The 16,834-nt window shown below is 44.7% G+C and carries 14 protein-coding genes; 7 read left to right on the top strand and 7 right to left on the bottom strand.

The genetic code is table 11. The features are described 5' to 3' along the window. Positions 1–34: 34 nt before the first annotated feature. Positions 35–550, bottom strand: coding sequence for a GrpB family protein (locus EV213_RS06630; RefSeq protein ID WP_133579725.1), 516 nt, complete (start codon positions 548–550; stop codon positions 35–37). A gap of 223 nt (positions 551–773) precedes the next feature. Between EV213_RS06630 and EV213_RS06625 the strand changes: the two genes are divergently transcribed. The 3 genes from EV213_RS06625 to EV213_RS06615 all read left to right on the top strand — a co-directional run bounded on the left by EV213_RS06625 (position 774) and on the right by EV213_RS06615 (position 4,554). Beyond that, positions 774–3,188, top strand: a complete 2,415-nt coding sequence (locus EV213_RS06625; RefSeq protein WP_166639190.1) for a glycoside hydrolase family 38 N-terminal domain-containing protein — start codon at positions 774–776, stop codon at positions 3,186–3,188. Between the two features lie 41 nt (positions 3,189–3,229). Continuing rightward, positions 3,230–3,418, top strand: a complete 189-nt coding sequence (locus tag EV213_RS06620) for a hypothetical protein (RefSeq protein WP_133579723.1) — start codon at positions 3,230–3,232, stop codon at positions 3,416–3,418. Between the two features lie 644 nt (positions 3,419–4,062). After that, positions 4,063–4,554, top strand: a complete 492-nt coding sequence (locus EV213_RS06615) for a small multi-drug export protein (RefSeq protein ID WP_133579722.1) — start codon at positions 4,063–4,065, stop codon at positions 4,552–4,554. A gap of 154 nt (positions 4,555–4,708) precedes the next feature. Here the strand turns inward: EV213_RS06615 and nrdJ are convergent, their stop codons facing one another. From nrdJ to EV213_RS06585, 6 genes are all read right to left on the bottom strand, one after another. Then, positions 4,709–6,781 carry a ribonucleoside-triphosphate reductase, adenosylcobalamin-dependent gene (gene nrdJ / locus EV213_RS06610; RefSeq protein ID WP_133579721.1) on the bottom strand — a complete coding sequence of 691 codons (2,073 nt, stop codon included), beginning with the start codon at positions 6,779–6,781 and terminating at the stop codon, positions 4,709–4,711. Positions 6,782–7,162: 381 nt separating this feature from the next. After that, positions 7,163–8,155, bottom strand: a complete 993-nt coding sequence (locus EV213_RS06605; RefSeq protein ID WP_133579720.1) for a Gfo/Idh/MocA family protein — start codon at positions 8,153–8,155, stop codon at positions 7,163–7,165. 158 nt (positions 8,156–8,313) lie between these two features. Beyond that, complete coding sequence (locus tag EV213_RS06600; RefSeq protein ID WP_133579719.1) at positions 8,314–9,090, bottom strand: PHP domain-containing protein; 777 nt, start codon at positions 9,088–9,090, stop codon at positions 8,314–8,316. 17 nt (positions 9,091–9,107) lie between these two features. Next, the gene (locus tag EV213_RS06595; RefSeq protein ID WP_243740011.1) at positions 9,108–9,938 is read right to left on the bottom strand and encodes an energy-coupling factor transporter transmembrane component T family protein; all 831 of its coding nucleotides are present in this window, start codon (positions 9,936–9,938) and stop codon (positions 9,108–9,110) included. Further along, complete coding sequence (locus EV213_RS06590) at positions 9,913–11,622, bottom strand: ABC transporter ATP-binding protein (protein ID WP_133579718.1); 1,710 nt, start codon at positions 11,620–11,622, stop codon at positions 9,913–9,915. The genes EV213_RS06595 and EV213_RS06590 overlap by 26 nt, the downstream gene beginning before the upstream one ends. A 21-nt stretch (positions 11,623–11,643) precedes the next feature. Further along, on the bottom strand, positions 11,644–12,528 hold the full coding sequence (locus tag EV213_RS06585; protein WP_133579717.1) for a DUF8171 family membrane protein: 885 nt from the start codon (positions 12,526–12,528) through the stop codon (positions 11,644–11,646). A gap of 160 nt (positions 12,529–12,688) precedes the next feature. On the opposite strand from EV213_RS06585, the gene EV213_RS06580 reads away from it, so the two are divergent. From EV213_RS06580 to EV213_RS06565, 4 genes are all read left to right on the top strand, one after another. Continuing rightward, positions 12,689–13,516, top strand: a complete 828-nt coding sequence (locus EV213_RS06580; protein ID WP_166639189.1) for a MurR/RpiR family transcriptional regulator — start codon at positions 12,689–12,691, stop codon at positions 13,514–13,516. 110 nt (positions 13,517–13,626) lie between these two features. Next, positions 13,627–14,328: a GntR family transcriptional regulator gene (locus EV213_RS06575; protein WP_133579715.1), complete on the top strand. Its 702-nt coding sequence runs from the start codon at positions 13,627–13,629 to the stop codon at positions 14,326–14,328. A 117-nt stretch (positions 14,329–14,445) separates the two neighbouring features. Continuing rightward, positions 14,446–15,444: an ADP-ribosylglycohydrolase family protein gene (locus tag EV213_RS06570; protein ID WP_243740010.1), complete on the top strand. Its 999-nt coding sequence runs from the start codon at positions 14,446–14,448 to the stop codon at positions 15,442–15,444. 6 nt (positions 15,445–15,450) lie between these two features. Continuing rightward, positions 15,451–16,833 carry a purine-cytosine permease family protein gene (locus EV213_RS06565; RefSeq protein WP_133579714.1) on the top strand — a complete coding sequence of 461 codons (1,383 nt, stop codon included), beginning with the start codon at positions 15,451–15,453 and terminating at the stop codon, positions 16,831–16,833. Position 16,834: the final 1 nt, after the last annotated feature.

Genomic DNA, 16,834 nt, shown 5'->3' with positions numbered 1-16,834 from the left:
GCTGTTGCATGAGGCTCTGGGTTTTGTTTTTTATTTAACCTCTTGTTTCTTTGTACCAAGTAAGCGCTAATTGCTCCATTTCAGTTACAAATGCTTTTTTGGCTCGGCTATACTCGTTCGTATTCTCAAATTGTTCCGCGAGCACTTCTTTAAAATGGCTGTATCTAGCTACTTCTTCTGGATGGTTACGGAGATAATCTCTAAAAATAAGATGGCGTTCAATTTGAGGGTTGTCGTATTGATAAAAGTGAATGTGATGGGTTCGATGCTCTCCACCTTTTCGGAATAATCTTCTTCCGGATATGCCCCACTCTCCAGCGATATCGTATCCTAAGGCATTCATTTTCTCATTAAACGCATCAACAGCCGAGATATCATTAACAATACACATCATATCAATGACGGGTTTGGCTTTCATCTCAGGAACCGAAGTGCTGCCGAAGTGTTCAAACTCAGTGATTAAGCCTCCAAAAATAGCTTTCAAATGAGTGGCCTCATCTTGGAACAGTTGAGCCCATTCAACGCTAAAAGGTGTAAGGCGAACTTTCATGATACCCCTCCTTTATCATCCAATTCCTTTATATATAGTTCGTTATCGTAGTACACCCTCCTGCTTAGTATTCGTCCCCATTTGTTTCAATTCAAGAATTTGAATAAACGATATCCAATGTTTGTTGAGATTGATGCTTAAATCTTTCATTTACGACAACATTTCTATAGTATTCTATTAAACTTTAATAATGAAATCGCTTCCATTAAAAGGAGACTATGAGATGAATCATCGTAAGGAATTATTGCTCATTCACCATTCGCATACGGACATTGGTTACACAGATCGTCAGGAGAAAATCACTCGCTACCATGTGGATTTTATTAAACAGGCGGTGGCAATATGTGAACAGATCGAAAACGGTGGCATGTCAGAATGGGCGGGCTTTCGCTGGGTGTGCGAAAACACATGGCAAGTGGAACAGTTTCTAGCAAACAGCACCTCTGAGGAGCAAGCGAATTTTCGGAAGTACGTTCAACGAGGGTGGATAGACATCTCAGGTACGTATTTAAACATGACAGAGCTGATTGATATCGACATTCTCACCGCAAAGCTGAAGCGTGGGCTGGATGCAGCTGAACGTGCGGGCAAGCGGCCAGTGTCGGCTATGACGGCAGACGTTAATGGCTACGCATGGGGTTATGCAGACGTGATGCATCAGCAAGGCATACGTCATCTATTTTCCTGCATACATACGCATCATGGCATGTTCCCATTCAACCAAAAGCCGATGGCGTTCTGGTGGGAAGCACCAAGCGGCCAAAAGCTGCTGACTTGGGTTGGGGAGCACTACCATTTTGGCAATGTGCTTGGATGTGCGCCCCAAGGCACGACGAATGAGTCTTTAGAAAAGGCGATAGAAGCACATGTCAGGAAAGTAGAAGCAGGATTGTTGCGATACAAAGCTGATTTAGAGGCGCAAGCGTATAGCTTTCCGTTTATCCCTCTCATGGTGTCGGGCGTGATGACAGATAACGCTCCTCCGAGTGGAGAAATCATGGCCTTTGTAGCGGAATGGAACCGTAGTCACAGGGACACTTTTCCGGCAAGAATGTGCAGCCTCGATGAATTTTTTGAGTTGGTGTCTGCACATGGGAGCAATCTGCCGTCCTACCGTGGGGATTGGAACGATTGGTGGGCCGATGGGGTAGGATCGACGATGAACGCTGTCAAAGCCTTTCGCGACGGACAACGGACGTATCAGCTCGCAAAAAAGCTTGATCCAGAAGGGATGTGGGCAAGTAAATTACTCCAGCAGGAGGCTGAGGACAAGCTGATGCTCTATGCAGAGCATACGTGGGGATATTCTTCCTCCGTGTCAGAGCCGTGGAACACCTTGGTCAATGACCTCGACCTCCGTAAGACGGCACATGCTGTCAACGGCACAGTTGCCGCAGCAGAAAATCTCGATCGTATTCTTGCAGGCAAAGCGGAGGTGTCCATCTCTGCAAATCGCGACAAGGCGTTTCGAATCATAAATCCTCATGATATTGCTGTGCATGACGTGGTCACGATTGAGATTGAATATTGGGAGATGGTTGACGGGGAACCAGTCAATGATGTGAATGTTCGTCGTCGACTGGCCGTGGTGGACGAGAAGGGGAATGTTTTGCCATCAGCGCTCAATCCAATTTCTCGCGCTATTGAAATCGAGGTGGAAGTTGGGCTTTCGCCTCGCGAAGAGAAAAGGGTACAGCTCGTGCTTCAGCAAACCTCTCCAGCCATTCTCTCGGAACGACATGCGTCGATGGGGGCTGAAGGCATCCGTGATGTGGAGCTCGCGACCAACACGGAAAAAGCGACAGTCTATGAGCTGCAAAATGAGTTTTATCACATCGTGTTTGATGAAACAACGGGCATCCAGGACATCGTTGACCGAAAAGATAGGACAAGCCTACTTCATCCACAACGCGAACACGCCCCATTTGCGGGCATTTATGAATGGACACCAATCGAGACGTCAGCGACGGACGTGCGAAGGAAAATGGGCCGTAATCGCAAAAGTGTAGCAACGAAGCGGTACGTAAGCAAACTCTGTAACATTGAAGTGAAAACAAAAAACAAGCTATATGTTGAGATGCTACTGTCCTTTACGCTTGAGGGCACTAAAATGTATCAGGTCGTGCTGAAGGCTTATTGGCATGTGCCGAAGTTGGATGTCATGGTTCGCTTCCATAAGGACAGCTGTTGGGAGCCGGAAAATCTCTATATCGCCCTACCGTTTATGACTGGCCATGAGGAAGAAATGTGGATTGAGAAAACAGGCTGTATCCTACGTCCGGGCATTGACCAGCTTCCGTATTCCAACGAAGCATTTTACCTGATCCAGGACGGTGCTGCGTATGTCGCTCCGAAAAAGACGGTGCACATCGCGATAAAGGATGTACCGTTAATCACGCTAGGATCCTTAAAGGCGAAAGCTGTGACTTTACACGAGTCGAATCCTAAACTACAAAACGAACCCCTCTACTCATGGGCGATGAACAATTTTTGGGAAACCAATTTTAAAGTTGATTTGTCAGGTTTCTATGAGTTTCAATACACCATTTGGACGACCCATGAGCCCATTGATGCCGAGGGGGCCATCGCCACGTGCAAGCGGCTGAACCAAGGATTGATCGGGTATCCAAGTGCGTGAAATAGGGGAGATTGACATTATGCTGAAAGGATTGAATGAAGGTGGACAATGAAAAAACGATTGAGGAGATACAGCAGAGGTTAACTAAAATTGAAGAGACGCTTAGTAAAATCCAGGCGCAGAATCATTCTCGCATTAACTGGAGGGTTGTCATCGCTACACTGATAGTGAGCATAGGGACAGCCTACATTTTATTAATTATTTACATTTATTTTCTACAAAACGTTTAAGCAAATATATGCTAAGAGGCAGTGATTTCCGATCGGTCATCAAGTTTCCATAATGTAACCATGCTGTAAATTGGTTTCGCTGTCATACATGGTATAGTAAAGAGCAGAAGGCATACTTACGGAGGTGGCTGAGGATGAATAAGACTTGTAAAGTAGTGGGCATTACGGCCGTAGCTATTATTGGCTTTGCTGGCTGGTTGTCGTGTTACCGTTCAAGCTGCAGTGTGAAGTATAGCTAATACAATCGTCGAAAACGCGTGCTGGGGGAAGGAACCTCTAGCACGCGTTTTTTTATGATGTTTTTTGGTCTTTCGCAAGCGTTAAACGATCCTGCCTGCCGAGATTCATTTGTTAATGAATATTTGTTCATTCGTTGAGATTGCTTTTCCTCTTGGTGTTGTTAACACGCATGACTCGCACAAAATATTTGACAACAAAACTTGGCATGTGTATAGTATGGGTATGACAACAAAACTTGGCAGATTGTTCGGAGGTATTTGATGAACAAAGATGAAATGAAATCTTGACGAAAAAGATTTATTTCAGTAATTGTCCAGCTTAGAGAAGGGAATAGACATGCCTATTTTCAAATTGTCTGGACGAATCAAAAAAAAAATTTGAGATTATATGAGAGGAGCTTTTACATGCTACATGAATTACAAGAGACTTATTTTAATGTATTTCCTGGTCTGGAAGGGAACATATTTTTGCAATTGCTATGCCTCTTTGTTCTTTCTCTGATCCCATTTTTTGAAGCTCATGGGGCAATACCGTTTGGCGTTATTTTAGGAACACCTACGATACCAGTCGTTATCACGGCAGCAGCGGGGAACTGGTTGTCTGTTATGGCGTTTATTTGGGGTGTGAGTAAGCTTCGTTCTAAAATGGCTAAAAAGAAGCAAAAGAAAAAAGAACCAAGTAAACGTGCGATTAAAGCAAGAGGGTATTTTGAGAAGTATGGGGTTCCTGGCGTATCCTTAGCAGGTATCATCTTAGGGTTCCACTTAGCAGCGGGTATTCCGCTAGCGGCAGGCGTTAATAAGAGTTATGTGAGTTTGTGGATCACCATTTCAATTATTCTAGGTTCCATTTTGGTTGGCGTATTAGCTGCATTTGGAGTAAATCTTTTACATTAATAGAGCATGAATATTGTTGGGGTAGTTGTATACTATAACGACAAATGAGTCCTCATTTTTGGTTCACATTAGTGAATCCCAGCAATTCTATTATATGCAATGTAAAAAACGGTCGACGTCAAAGATGACGTACGACCGTTTTTGTAAATTCTATTTACCGAACGGGACAAGCGCCTGTGTCACACCCATCAGAACCGAGGTCTAATTCTTGCTGTGTTTTTTCGAATTCATTTAGAAGCGATGCGTCGAATGGCTTCATCTCTACTTTGCGTTTATAGTACTCTTCTTCAGTGATCTCTTCATAAGGCATTAACGGGTACACGGCATCGTCTAACGGCAAGAACGAAACAGCAACTACATTGTCCCAATGCTCCCAAACCCATTGTTCAACGTCCTCCCATTCATCAGAGCGAACGGTGACTGTGATGGAGGTGTTATGTTCCGTGTAGTGGTCTTGAAACATTTTATACGTTTCCAGTTGTTCGATGGCGCTTACTTGGGCTTTGACGACTTTAGCCGTTGATTGAACAGGAAATTCAACAACGAGAGTTGCTGCATTTTCCCATGTCTGTCCCGATTCAGGAAGAATAGGATAGCCAAGTGCAGTGACAACCTTAGCGAGAGGATCGTGTGCAGAAATACGAACCCGTCGAATAAAGAAAGGTGAATGGCTTCGATGGATGCCTGAAGACACCGAAGGAAGCTGGCTCAACGTCCCTTCAGGTTTTACCGTTGTTGCGAGAAGCGAAGGGTTGACGCCCAATTTTTTCGCGTACTCGTCTACAGTGTTACGAACGATACGTTTCAGCGTGCGTAACAAATCAATTTGTTCTTCTGTCGTTAGTCCCACTGCGTCCACCATGTCAAAGTAGCCTGTGACAGAACATCCAATTAAGCGATCTTTCTCTTTCTGTGCGTTCCAACGTTCAATTTCAAGCTCCGGAAGAGTCATTCGGAAACCGAGGCGAGCGGACAGCTCAAACGCACGATACAGCTTCGTTTTTTGAAGTTCCCCATCCTCCACAAAGGACAGCATATTGACAGTCGAGAGATTGCAAAGCCCTCGATCCGCTAAAAGAATCTCCGCGCACGGATTTAAGCCTGCAAAATCTTCTCTGCGTTTTCTTCCAGCTTTTGCATTGACGAAGCCACGTTCGCCTGTGAACCTCATGTTCTTAAAATTCTCATGAAGTTCCTCTCTAGTAGGCTTGTCTTCATAAAAGATGGAATTATTGCTCATGCGCCGATGAAGAATGTCCTGGTTTTCTTTCCATTCACCGTTTTCCTGATAGTACATGTTGTTTTTGGCATGTTCGATGTCCATATCATCCTTTGAGGCAAGGTTAATTTCTGAGCTTCTCCGGACACCTCCAGAAACAACGTTTTCCGCAATAATGTTGCCGATATCAAGAGCATCAATGGGCATCAGCTTCCCATTCGTCTTCATCATGACTTTGTGAACCTTATGGAACATGGTTTCTAGTGACGTATGACCAGAAGATGTACCACCAAAGCGGACGAGTTTTTCTCCTTTTCCACGCACATGATCAAAATTCACGGTAATATGCTCTACATTTTTGTAAAGGAAGGATGTTAAAAGCTTGAAGTACAGTTCAAGAGCTGTAATCCACCCTTCCTTAGAATCTCCGACAAGAATGGTTGCACGATTGCCCTCAATATCTAAGTTAGTAAACTCCTTACGCAATTCCTTTTGAATCGCAAGGTATGGCTTGGATGTTAGTGAAATTCCAGTTCTAAATGAGGGGATTTTTTCTACATCATAAGGCATGGTTCGAAAACCCACACCTGACCCGATCATTAAGAGGTAAAACTGTTCACAGAATCCCTCGAAACTATCCATGACAAGAAACGAACAATTGAAATTAGCAATAGGGAATGAATCCGCTACGTCTGTCCCGCCGACCCATAGTGTTCTTCCACTAGGAAATTGACGTAAATAGAACATGTTCTCAAATAGCTCCTCAGCTTCTTTGCGAAGGGCTTCAATGTCAGCTCCCGGATGAAACCTTCTTTCCAGGTCAATATTGTATTCAATTGCTCGCTTGATCGTCTCTTCCCATTGCTCACGTCTGCCTTCTTGTTCAAGGAATCGACTGTACGTCCGTAGGTAAACAAATTCACCTAGCTCAGTGAATGGAACACGTCTAGATGCGTAAGTAGCTAAAAACTCGTTGGCTAGATAATGAAATTTAGTGATTGTCGTCATTGTGATTGTACTCCTTCATATGTGCAATAATTTCTATATGTAGTACTTATTAATGATTTATGAACAATATATTGTGTTTTTCATCTTATTTATACCGTATATAGAGACAATAAGTCAACGGAATTTCTGTGACGAATAACAGTCTTTTTATTACATATTTTCAAAATTTGGTTCTAGAGAACAAAACAAAAAGCACCACCAGAAATGTCGGATTGTTGCTTAACAAACACCAACAGACTGAAGAGGTACTCTATGATAATACATGTCATTGTTTAGTTAAGGATTTGCCTTAAGAAGTCGTAAAAGCATCGGTACATTCCAATCGAGATCGTGAAATTCGTGATTCGTTCTAATGGTTCGGGGGAGGAAGCAACAACTTCCTTAATGTTGTTGTTCAACAGCAAAATACAGCCCGTTGTCATGTCTGAGCTGACACATCAGGGAAAGCACATTGCGGCTTAGCGAAGTGAGGACCTCATACGTCTCGCGATCATTTTTTTCAATTAGATTTGCAAACGCCTCTGCTTCAAACTGCATTTTATTTTCTTCTGATGAACGGACAGCGAGCTCGATAGGATCCGCTGAGCGATTGTCCAACCATTGAATTTCTTCAATTCCAGCGATGTTGTCAAACTTTAAAGTGCCATTAACCCCATGGATTTCATTGTGTAAAAAGGAGTTGCTGTTTTTGGCCTGGAAAATCGTTACGGAAAAGCCTTCGTATTGAAGAACAATCGGTCCACCGCCGTCAACGCCTGTGGAAATGATCTGTGGATTGTACGTCGCGCTTCGTGGTACGCCAAACAGTGCAACAGCTGTATAAAGGGGATAAACGCCTAAGTCAACGAGCGAACCTCCTGAGAAGTTAAGCGAAAAAATATTGGGCTCTTCGCCTTCCAGCACTTGATCGTAACGAGAGGAATACTTAGCAAACACAAAAAACGCGCTGTGAATATCGCCAACGCGGCTGACATGCTGCTGAAGTTCCTTGAAATTAGGCTCAAACATATGTCGAGCGGCTTCTAGTAGATAAACGCCATGCTCGTTTGCGATTGTATGGGCACGGTCAAATTCGTCAAGCGTTGAAAATACAGGTTTTTCAACGATGACATGCTTTTTTTCTTTCAGAAAGGCAATCGCCTGTTCGAAATGCAAACTGTTTGGTGACGCAATATACACTGCGTCAATATCGTCGGATTGTGCCATTGCTTCTATGTTTGTATAGATATCTGTAACGTGAAAGGGTTCAGCAAAGGTTTTGGCGCGCTCATGATTTCGTGAATAAACAGCATTCAGAGTCCATTTGCCTGATGCGTGAGCGGCAGCCACAAACTCCTCTGTAATCCAGTTAGTACCGATTATTCCAAGTCTCATGTGGTTCGATCCTTTCTATGAAAAGGGTGTTTTTGATAGTGTACCACAGGGGAGAACGAGATCGGAATTGAGGAGAATCACGCGTGTAGCACGATTGAACGAAAATTCGCTTGTTAAAAAAAGAAGCCATCGTATGTAACGATAGCTTCTCCTTTAGCTCATGACAGAACGATTCGGCCTTGTTGTTTAAGATCTTCCTTTAGCTTCTTCTTGACGACCTTCGCGGCATTCACTTTCGTATGCAGAACAGGGGAGACATAACGCTCATAGGCACCGCTCGTGATGGCCAATTTGATATCATTCGCTGTATGGCATTCAACGGCAAATGTATTTTTAACGGCCCCTAAATGAATCGGATGGTGTGCGTCGCTTCCACAAACTACGGGAACCCCATGAGAGTCTCCAAACGCAATCACGCTCTGTTGCATGTTCTCAATCCCATGCTCGTGCATGTCCTTGCCATTCAAATCAAATGCGTCAAGGCGCTGAAGAAGTTCTGGCGGATGCTGTTGCAGTGGCGTTGACGTTCGGAGCGGATGGGCGCCAATCACTAACAAATCCTCGGCTTCCACTGCGTCCAGAAGCATTGAAAAGGGCATAAATTGACCTTCTTCCGTATGTCGATCAAGCAGGTGGCGCAGACGGAGTAGCTTATCCTTATGCCCGATGCAGAGAATGTGACCGACCTCCTTCACGTCGACCTCCATCCCGGTAAATACTTTAAAATCATTCACCAAATAATAGTCGTGGACGTAGGGGAAATGCTGATCAAGTGTCTCGTATATCGTATGAAAATGTTTCGTGTTGAAGTGCTCAGTAAGTGCGATGGCTGTTAGCCCAGCCTCTTTTGCATTGAGAATAACTTCGTTAAAGTAGTTGAGGTCAAAATCAACCTTTTTGCTTAGCTTGACATGGGTGTGAAAATCAATAATCAATCAAACAACGCCCTTTCTTACAAATAATATGGGAACCAAACCCCAACGGCGTAAACGCCGCCGGTAATAAGGATGGTCATGCAAAGAAATTGAATATCTAGACGAGTTATTTTCATGTAGGCAAGCTTGAGTTTTTTCGCCTCTTTGCTTTCTTGTGTATAACTGAAGCCGCGAATCTCAAGGGCCTCAACAGTCGTTCGCGTGCGTTTGGCCATGTTCAGCATCATCGGATAAAAGGCCATGACGCACATTTTTGCGTAGTACAGAATATAGCGAGTGTAAAGCACGCCAGGCTTTTCGGGCTGCTTTCCGCGTAATCGGAAGGAATGAATGATGTTTTGGAATTCTTCGATAAGCATTGGGAGCATGCGGTAGCCATAGGAAACCCCGAAGCTAAACCGCCCAGGCACACCTAGACTAACAAGGCCATCACTGAATTTCTCAGGGTCCATGCTCGTAAACACAGCCATGCTGCAGAGAGAGACAATGGACACTTTCAACGTCAGTGGGATGATCGCGACCGCGGCCATAAAGCTGTTTCCGAGAAAGAGAGCGGCAAACACAATGTACGTAAATTGCGAGATAACGCCAAAGAAAAACAACACAATCAACAAGGGGCTCACCTTTGTTGTGTACGTAAGGATGGCCATCATAAGCGTTAGACCGACCAATATCGTGAGATTGTGTGTTAGCCACGGAAGCACAGAAAAGACGAGCACCCAAATCATCAGCATTCGTGGATCTAGACGCGACAGCAGTGTTCTTTCATTTCCATATGCGGTTCGCATAAGTTCAATCTTGATCGTTTCAACGGAAAGCTTGCTAAAAAGCTGTTGTAAGCTGCTCAACGTCGATCACCTCCTTTTGAACCATCGCGACAAATTCATCGACACTTAGCGCTGCCGGGGAAATGTGTAGCTCATGGCATAGCGCGACGATTTGCGGAGGCACCAAGGAAGCTTCATCCAGCAAATGCTTGCGAGTAAACAGCTCTCCTGGAGATACATCCGCCAAAATGCTGCCTTTGTGAAGGACAATGACACGTGATGCCCACTCGGCGACAAGCTGCATGTCATGGGTGGCGACAATGGTTGCTTTGACCTCCTGCTTGACGTCCTTCAGCATTGAAATCATTTGCTTTCTCGTCGCTAAATCCAGGCTAGCTGTTGGCTCATCAAGCAGGACGAGGGAGGGCTGTGTGGCCATGCCAATCGCAAGAGAAGCTCGTCGTTGTTGACCGCCGCTGAGCAGTCGTCCGTCACGATTCGCCAACTCTTGAAGGCGAAAGCGCTCCATAATTTGTTCCAAAAAGATGTCACGATTAGGTGTCTTTCGGGCATTTAAGTAGTACGCAATGTCTTTTGCGATGCAATCCTCAATAAACATTTCCTCGGGGTGCTGATAAATGTAAGCCACTTGCTCAGCCAATCGTTCAGGTGACGTTTTCGCTGTCAGCAACTCGCCGATATGAACAGTTCCGGATTGTGGACGTATCAAACCAGCCATCAATTTTAATAGCGTCGATTTGCCAGCACCGTTGCTACCGACAAGCGCGATATTTTCGCCTTCATTGATCTTCAAAGAGACCTCATCTAGCACGACCTTACGTTTCCTTGTGATGGATTTATATCCATAGCTGACGTTGGAGAACGTCACGAACCCTTCTCCCTCGGGTTGTACTGCTGTGAAAAGCGGACGTTGTGGCTCAAAGCGGTGCGTATGAAAATGCGTCGTCGCTTCTTGCATCCGAATCGGCAGAAGCTGTTTTGGAGATGTTTGAAAGGCGCTGGCCGCACTCGTCACTTGTGGTGGATACAGTTGAATGCGTTCTAGCTCCTCTACTTGGTTTAGCGCGTCCACGACCGGTTTCTTCCATTTGACAGAACCATTTTCCAACAAGAGCACCTGCTGACAATAGTCAGCGATAAATTCGGTGTGGTGCTCAATGACCAAAATCGTTTTGCGATAGACCTCGTGTAGCATTTTGAGTTTTTCGTAAAGCACGATCGCATGAGCAGGGTCAAGTTGAGCAACGGGCTCATCGATAATAAGAATGTCTGGGTCCATGGACAGTGCGCCAGCGAGGGCAACGAGGTGCTTTTGACCGCCACTTAGCTGCCAGATATACTCCTTCGCAAGATGTTCGATGTCCAAAATTCGTAAAGCATTCATTCCACGCTCTTTATAATCCTGATAACCAAAATTAAGTGGCGAAAAAATCGCTTCGTCGTAAACTGTTGGTCGAACGAGCTGGTGCTCAAAATCCTGGTATACATAGGCCACCTTTCTCGATAAGGCCGCGACATTGGAGGTCGTTGTTTCAAGTTCGCCAATTCGAACAACCCCTTCAAAGTCACCTACATAATAATGCGGAATTAAGCCGTTCATCGCCTTACAGAAGGTAGACTTACCAGCGCCGTTCCCGCCAATGATGCCGACAAATTCATTTTCTTGTATCGTGACGTTCACGTCTTTGAGTACCCATTCATCGCCACCGGGATATTTAAATGCGACGTTTTGAAATGAAATCATGAAGCTCCTCCTTCGTTCTTCTTAGGCCGCGCGGTCGTTTCCACTCGTTGTTGTTGGCTGGCTTCGTTTCTTCAAACGCGTTGCGACGTACCCAAGTAGAATGAGGGCGACACCAAAGGCAGAATAGGCGATCCATTCATAGCCGCCATCAAATTGAGCGAGGAAGTCTGGAGACCAGAAGGCAAGGTTGACTTCCATTTCTGCCATGAATTCACTGATCATAGCGACAAAGCTCAGAAAAATCGCAGCAACAATTAATCCGGGCGTGATAAATGCGCCAAGGGATGCATTGACGCGGCGCTCACGGGGCTTCATGCCAAGGAGTGGTTCGATTTTTCCATATAATCGAGGGGTGAGCAGTAATGTAGGGATAAGACCGAACAGCACACCAGTAATGACCATTTCATTTAGAAAGCTAACGGCTTCAAGGACGACAATGCTCTCGGGCAGCCCAGGAACCGCATCAAACCCATCGACACCGATCACGACCTTAAAAATATCGACGATGGAGCTAAGGAGTTGATCAATGCCCACCCCAACCAATGATGCAATCGCCAACTGCCATTTGCTTAGCGGGTTTCGAACGAGAAGACCTGCGATGTACATGGCTAAGGTAAGCTCGATGAAGCCCTCGATCTCCCCGATGCCACCAAAATCCCCCATGAGAAGACCAGCAAAAATGATTTTCCCGACAGATGCACCTACGGCGACATACAGCGGATGAAACAACGACACGAGGATAAGTGGGATGAAAGCAAAATAAGAAACTGAAAATTCGATAGGTCCAATTTCATTTTGAGGCAAAATTTCTGTAATCATCTTCGACAATCCAAAAAGCGTCATCGCCAAGATAAACACCATTGTTTTTTGAGCCTGTGTCAATGAATGTTCCTGCTGCAATTTCATGTCATTAACCTCCCTAATTTCAATGTTTTCTAGTTTAGAATAGTCTGGATTTGTGAAGGGAGTGTTAAGGGATTGTAAAATAATATCTTTTTGTAAAAAATGATAATTATATTTCATTTTTGTTGTATAATTAAGGCATCAATCAATGGGGAGCGAGTGTATGGTCGACTTAGCACATGTGAAGCTGACGAAAGCGCAGCAAAAACTTGCCGATTTTATTTATAAAAACATGGAAGAGCTTCCGTTTTTAACGGAAAAAGATATTGCGGAGCACTGTGGAACGAGCGTGGCAACTGTATCGCGTTTTTGGGGAGCAGCAGGGTACGAAAATTTGAAGGCCTTCAAGCAGGCTATGAAAGATGAACAGGCGGTAACGCCAGCAAATAAGGTTAAGTCTGCATTGAAAACGTATAATGATACGTTCCTAAATCAGCTTGCCGATACGACAAAAGCACATCTTGATGAAACGTTAAAGCATACGACTGAAGCCGATGTGAAGGATGTGGTCGAATTGCTCGCAGGGGCTCGGCGCATATACCTTTATGGAGCGGGCTCGGCGCAAAGTCTCCTCAGCCTCTTGCAGTTTCGCCTCAGTCGTTTCGGTTGCGACGTCCTCGTATTCCCGCCAAGCGGTCATGAAATATTTGAAGAGTTGATTCATATTCAACAAGAGGATGTGATGGTCGTGTTTGGGTTTGTCCAATCGTCCCCTGAGATTCGTGTATTGTTTGATGTAGCGATAAAGGTAGACTGCCAGACCATATTGGTTACTGATTTATTGGTTTCTCCCATGAGAGAAGAAGCGACGAAAGTACTCTATGCGGAGCGTGGTGGTCGAAGTGATTTTCATTCAATGATCGCACCGATGCTGTTAATTGAAAGTCTAGTCGTTGCTCTTGGGAGGCAGCTTGGTGATGTTGCTTTACAAAAACTCGACCAACTGCACCGGCTTAGAAAAACGTACGAGCAGCAGCTTCCAAAAAAATGATGAGTGTGAAAGAAGGGCATGTCACGGCTGTAGGAGAAATAGACCTGCCCTTTCTTGTCCAACTTTGATAAAATGAACGTCAGTTGAATAGTATTTGGGGTGATGAGGAGATGCTTAACAAAAACGGCTACGTCCCGCTTTATGAACAGCTACGCCAGCAGCTACGTCAGCAAATTCTAAACGGAACGTACAAAAACGGGGACATGCTTCCGTCAGAAAACGAGCTCATGAAGATATACAGCATCACAAGAACGACGATACGTAAGGCGATGAGTGCGCTTGTTCAGGAGGGATTGATTCAGCAAATACACGGACGAGGGACTTTCGTTAGCTTCAAAGAAGTCAAAAAAACGATTTGGAACTTTCAAGGCTTCTCGACCCTTGCTAAGGAGCGGAATGAAACACCTGTGTCTCGAGTGCTTGAACATGCTGTCATTACTAAAAATGGGAATGAGTTTTTGAAGCTAGTAAGACTAAGGGGTATGGAAAAGGATGGGCATATCACTTGGATGACGCTTGATGAATCGGAGCTGCCTCTGGCGCTTTTTCCAAAGCTTGAGACAAACAACTTTGAACAGCATTCCCTCTACGACATTCTTGAAAAGACGTACAATTGTCCACCGCGGCATGTGAATTTAGATATCCTTCCGATTTTAAGTGACGATCGTACGATGGATTTGTTTAGTCTGTCCACGCAACAGCCTTTGTTAAAAGCTCAGGGAGAGGTCTTTGATGACAACGGACAATGCATTGAAACGCTAAGTGTTGTCTACGGCCAGCAGTTTACCTTTAAAATGGCAAAAACCATTTGATCCATAACCCTGGGCCTAAACAGCCCTCTTGACGCTCAGAATGAAAGCGTTTATACTTCATCTTGTACGTACGAGTGTACAAGTAACTTTTGAGTAGTAACGAAAGGTGGATTTCCTTTGTCTTCTTACGATAAGATTGCAGGCACACTATATGGTATGGCGATTGGTGACGCACTTGGCATGCCCTCTGAGCTTTGGAACAGAGAAAAAGTAAAACGCTACTTTGGTCGCATCGACACATTTCTTGATGGACCACAGTCAAATGAGGTGGCTAAATATTTTACAAAAGGTCAATTTACAGATGATACGTCGCAGGCCTTGCTGTTACTTGATAGTTTGATTGAAAACGATTTTGCTCCAGACGAAGCGATTGTGGCCAAGAATTTAATGGCTTGGTCGTACAAGGTCAACGCATTTGAAGAGAACATTTTAGGACCTAGTTCGAAGGCTGCTCTTACCGCAATCAAGGACAAGGAGGATCCTTCGCCATTCACGTCAAAAGCATTAACGAATGGTGCTGCGATGCGTATTGCGCCGATCGGCTGCTTGTTCCGTCCCGATGAGAAAGAAGCGATGGTCGATAGGATTGTCACGCTCAGTAAAGTGACGCATTCGACGGATGTAGCGTATGGAGGGGCGGCGATGATTGCCATGTCTGTAAGCGCTGCAATAGAGGATGATGATTGGGATACGATCATGGAAAAGGCGATAGAGGTCTATTCGATCGCTGAACAAAAGGGTTCGTTAACGTTTAGTGCTTCTATTCCAGAACGCCTCCGGTTAGGAATGCTTTATGCCAAGGAACTGGCGAATGATGAAGAAGCGTTCTCGCAAAAAATCTACGACGTCATTGGCACAGGAACAATGACAAGTGAGTCTGTTCCGGCGGCTTTAACGATCGCCTATTATGCAAAAGACCCTAAACGATGTGCGTTGTTATGCGCGAACCTCGGTGGAGACACCGACACGATTGGGGCAATGGCAACAGCCATCTGTGGAGCGAAAGCAGGATTCCACGGTCTGCCTCAGGAATGGGTCAAAGTAATTGATCAGTACAACGAGCAGTCGATTCAATCCTATGTTGATCGAATCGTCAATCAGCTAAAGAAAGGATAACGTAGCATGGAACAAAAAACAGGCTCTTCTTTGTTTCTTACAGATGCAGAAAAAACAGCAGGTCCTAAAGACTTATTTTTCATCTGGTTTGCTGCCAATATGGGCGTTTTAGGCATTGTGTATGGAGCGATTATTGTTGGGTTTGGATTGAGTTTTTTCCAATCTATGCTCGTTGCGATTATCGGACCCTTATCTTTTCTCTTGGTGGGCTTAGTCAGTCTTTCAGGAAGGGACGCAGGAGCGACCACCTTTGTATTGTCGAGAGCAGCGTACGGCTTCCGGGGTAACTATATCCCGGCCATGATTGGGTGGATTACGCAAATTGGTTGGTTGACTGTAAACGTTTCAACAGGGACGTTGACCATCCTTGCCCTTCTCAGCCAGTTCGGAATTGGAGCGGGAACGACAACGACAATTATTGGCTTAATCATTTTTGCAGGCATGGTGATCGTTTCAAGCTTCTTTTCTCAGGAACGGCTTGTCAAAATGCAGACGTTTTTCACCTATGTGTTTGGTGGACTTACATTGCTTGTTATTGCAATGCTGATCCCTTCTACAAATTGGGGGCAACTACTTTCGATGGAGTCCGGTTCATGGGTGACAGGATTTCTACCGGCATTGGTTTTCTGTATGATTGGGACGGGTATGACATGGACAAAGGTAGCGGCAGACTATAGTCGGTTCCAGAAAAAATCAAACTCATCTTTATCCATTATGGCAAGTGTCACGCTTGGTGCTGCCATTCCTTTGATCATCATTATTGGTGCTGGTGTGCTTCTCGCTTCTTATGTGCCTGATTTAGCAAGCGCTTCAAATCCAATTTCAGCGATCATTGATAGTGGCGCTTTGCCGCATTGGGTCGTTGTCTTATATACACTTGCTGCCCTTGGTGGATTAACACCAATGTGTTTTATCGGTCTTAAATCTTCTGGACTCATCATGAAAAGCTTTAATATTGAAATGAAAGAATCCACAGTGATTGTCATTCATTCTTTAATTATTATCGTGATTCCCATCTATGTTCTTATCGTTTCAAACAGCTTTATGTCCTTTTTCCAAGCCTTTTTAGGAGTGTTAGGAATAGGACTGGCCGCATGGGTTGCTGTCTTTGCCGTCGATTATTTATGTTTAAGAAAAAATGGCTACGACGCCAAACTCCTCGAGGATGAAAAAGCTAACCCCGTCAATAGGAAAGGTGTCATTAGCTGGATTGTCGGCGTGTTGGTTGGCGCAATGTTTACGAAATCCAGCTTGTATACAGGGCTTTTTGCGGTTGGAATATTTGCTGAAAGCAACCTCGGCGTATTCTTTACGCTAGTAACGAGCGCTATGCTCTACTTGATCCTCATTCAATTCGGGAAAAAAGATGACCAGTTTAGGAGGAACTAAA

This window comes from Aureibacillus halotolerans (genome assembly GCF_004363045.1).
Lineage (GTDB): Bacteria > Bacillota > Bacilli > Bacillales > DSM-28697 > Aureibacillus > Aureibacillus halotolerans.
Note: the sequence above shows the minus strand (reverse complement) of the source record. Positions and strands in the feature narration are given on the sequence as shown.

Coding starts and splice junctions, on each gene's coding strand:
- EV213_RS06605 (WP_133579720.1), bottom strand. CDS start 8,155: ATGAGACTTGGAATAATCGGTACTAACTGGATTACAGAGGAGTTTGTG.
- EV213_RS06585 (WP_133579717.1), bottom strand. CDS start 12,528: ATGAAATTGCAGCAGGAACATTCATTGACACAGGCTCAAAAAACAATG.
- EV213_RS06575 (WP_133579715.1), top strand. CDS start 13,627: ATGCTTAACAAAAACGGCTACGTCCCGCTTTATGAACAGCTACGCCAG.
- nrdJ (WP_133579721.1), bottom strand. CDS start 6,781: ATGACGACAATCACTAAATTTCATTATCTAGCCAACGAGTTTTTAGCT.
- EV213_RS06580 (WP_166639189.1), top strand. CDS start 12,689: ATGGTCGACTTAGCACATGTGAAGCTGACGAAAGCGCAGCAAAAACTT.
- EV213_RS06590 (WP_133579718.1), bottom strand. CDS start 11,622: ATGATTTCATTTCAAAACGTCGCATTTAAATATCCCGGTGGCGATGAA.
- EV213_RS06615 (WP_133579722.1), top strand. CDS start 4,063: ATGCTACATGAATTACAAGAGACTTATTTTAATGTATTTCCTGGTCTG.
- EV213_RS06630 (WP_133579725.1), bottom strand. CDS start 550: ATGAAAGTTCGCCTTACACCTTTTAGCGTTGAATGGGCTCAACTGTTC.
- EV213_RS06625 (WP_166639190.1), top strand. CDS start 774: ATGAATCATCGTAAGGAATTATTGCTCATTCACCATTCGCATACGGAC.
- EV213_RS06565 (WP_133579714.1), top strand. CDS start 15,451: ATGGAACAAAAAACAGGCTCTTCTTTGTTTCTTACAGATGCAGAAAAA.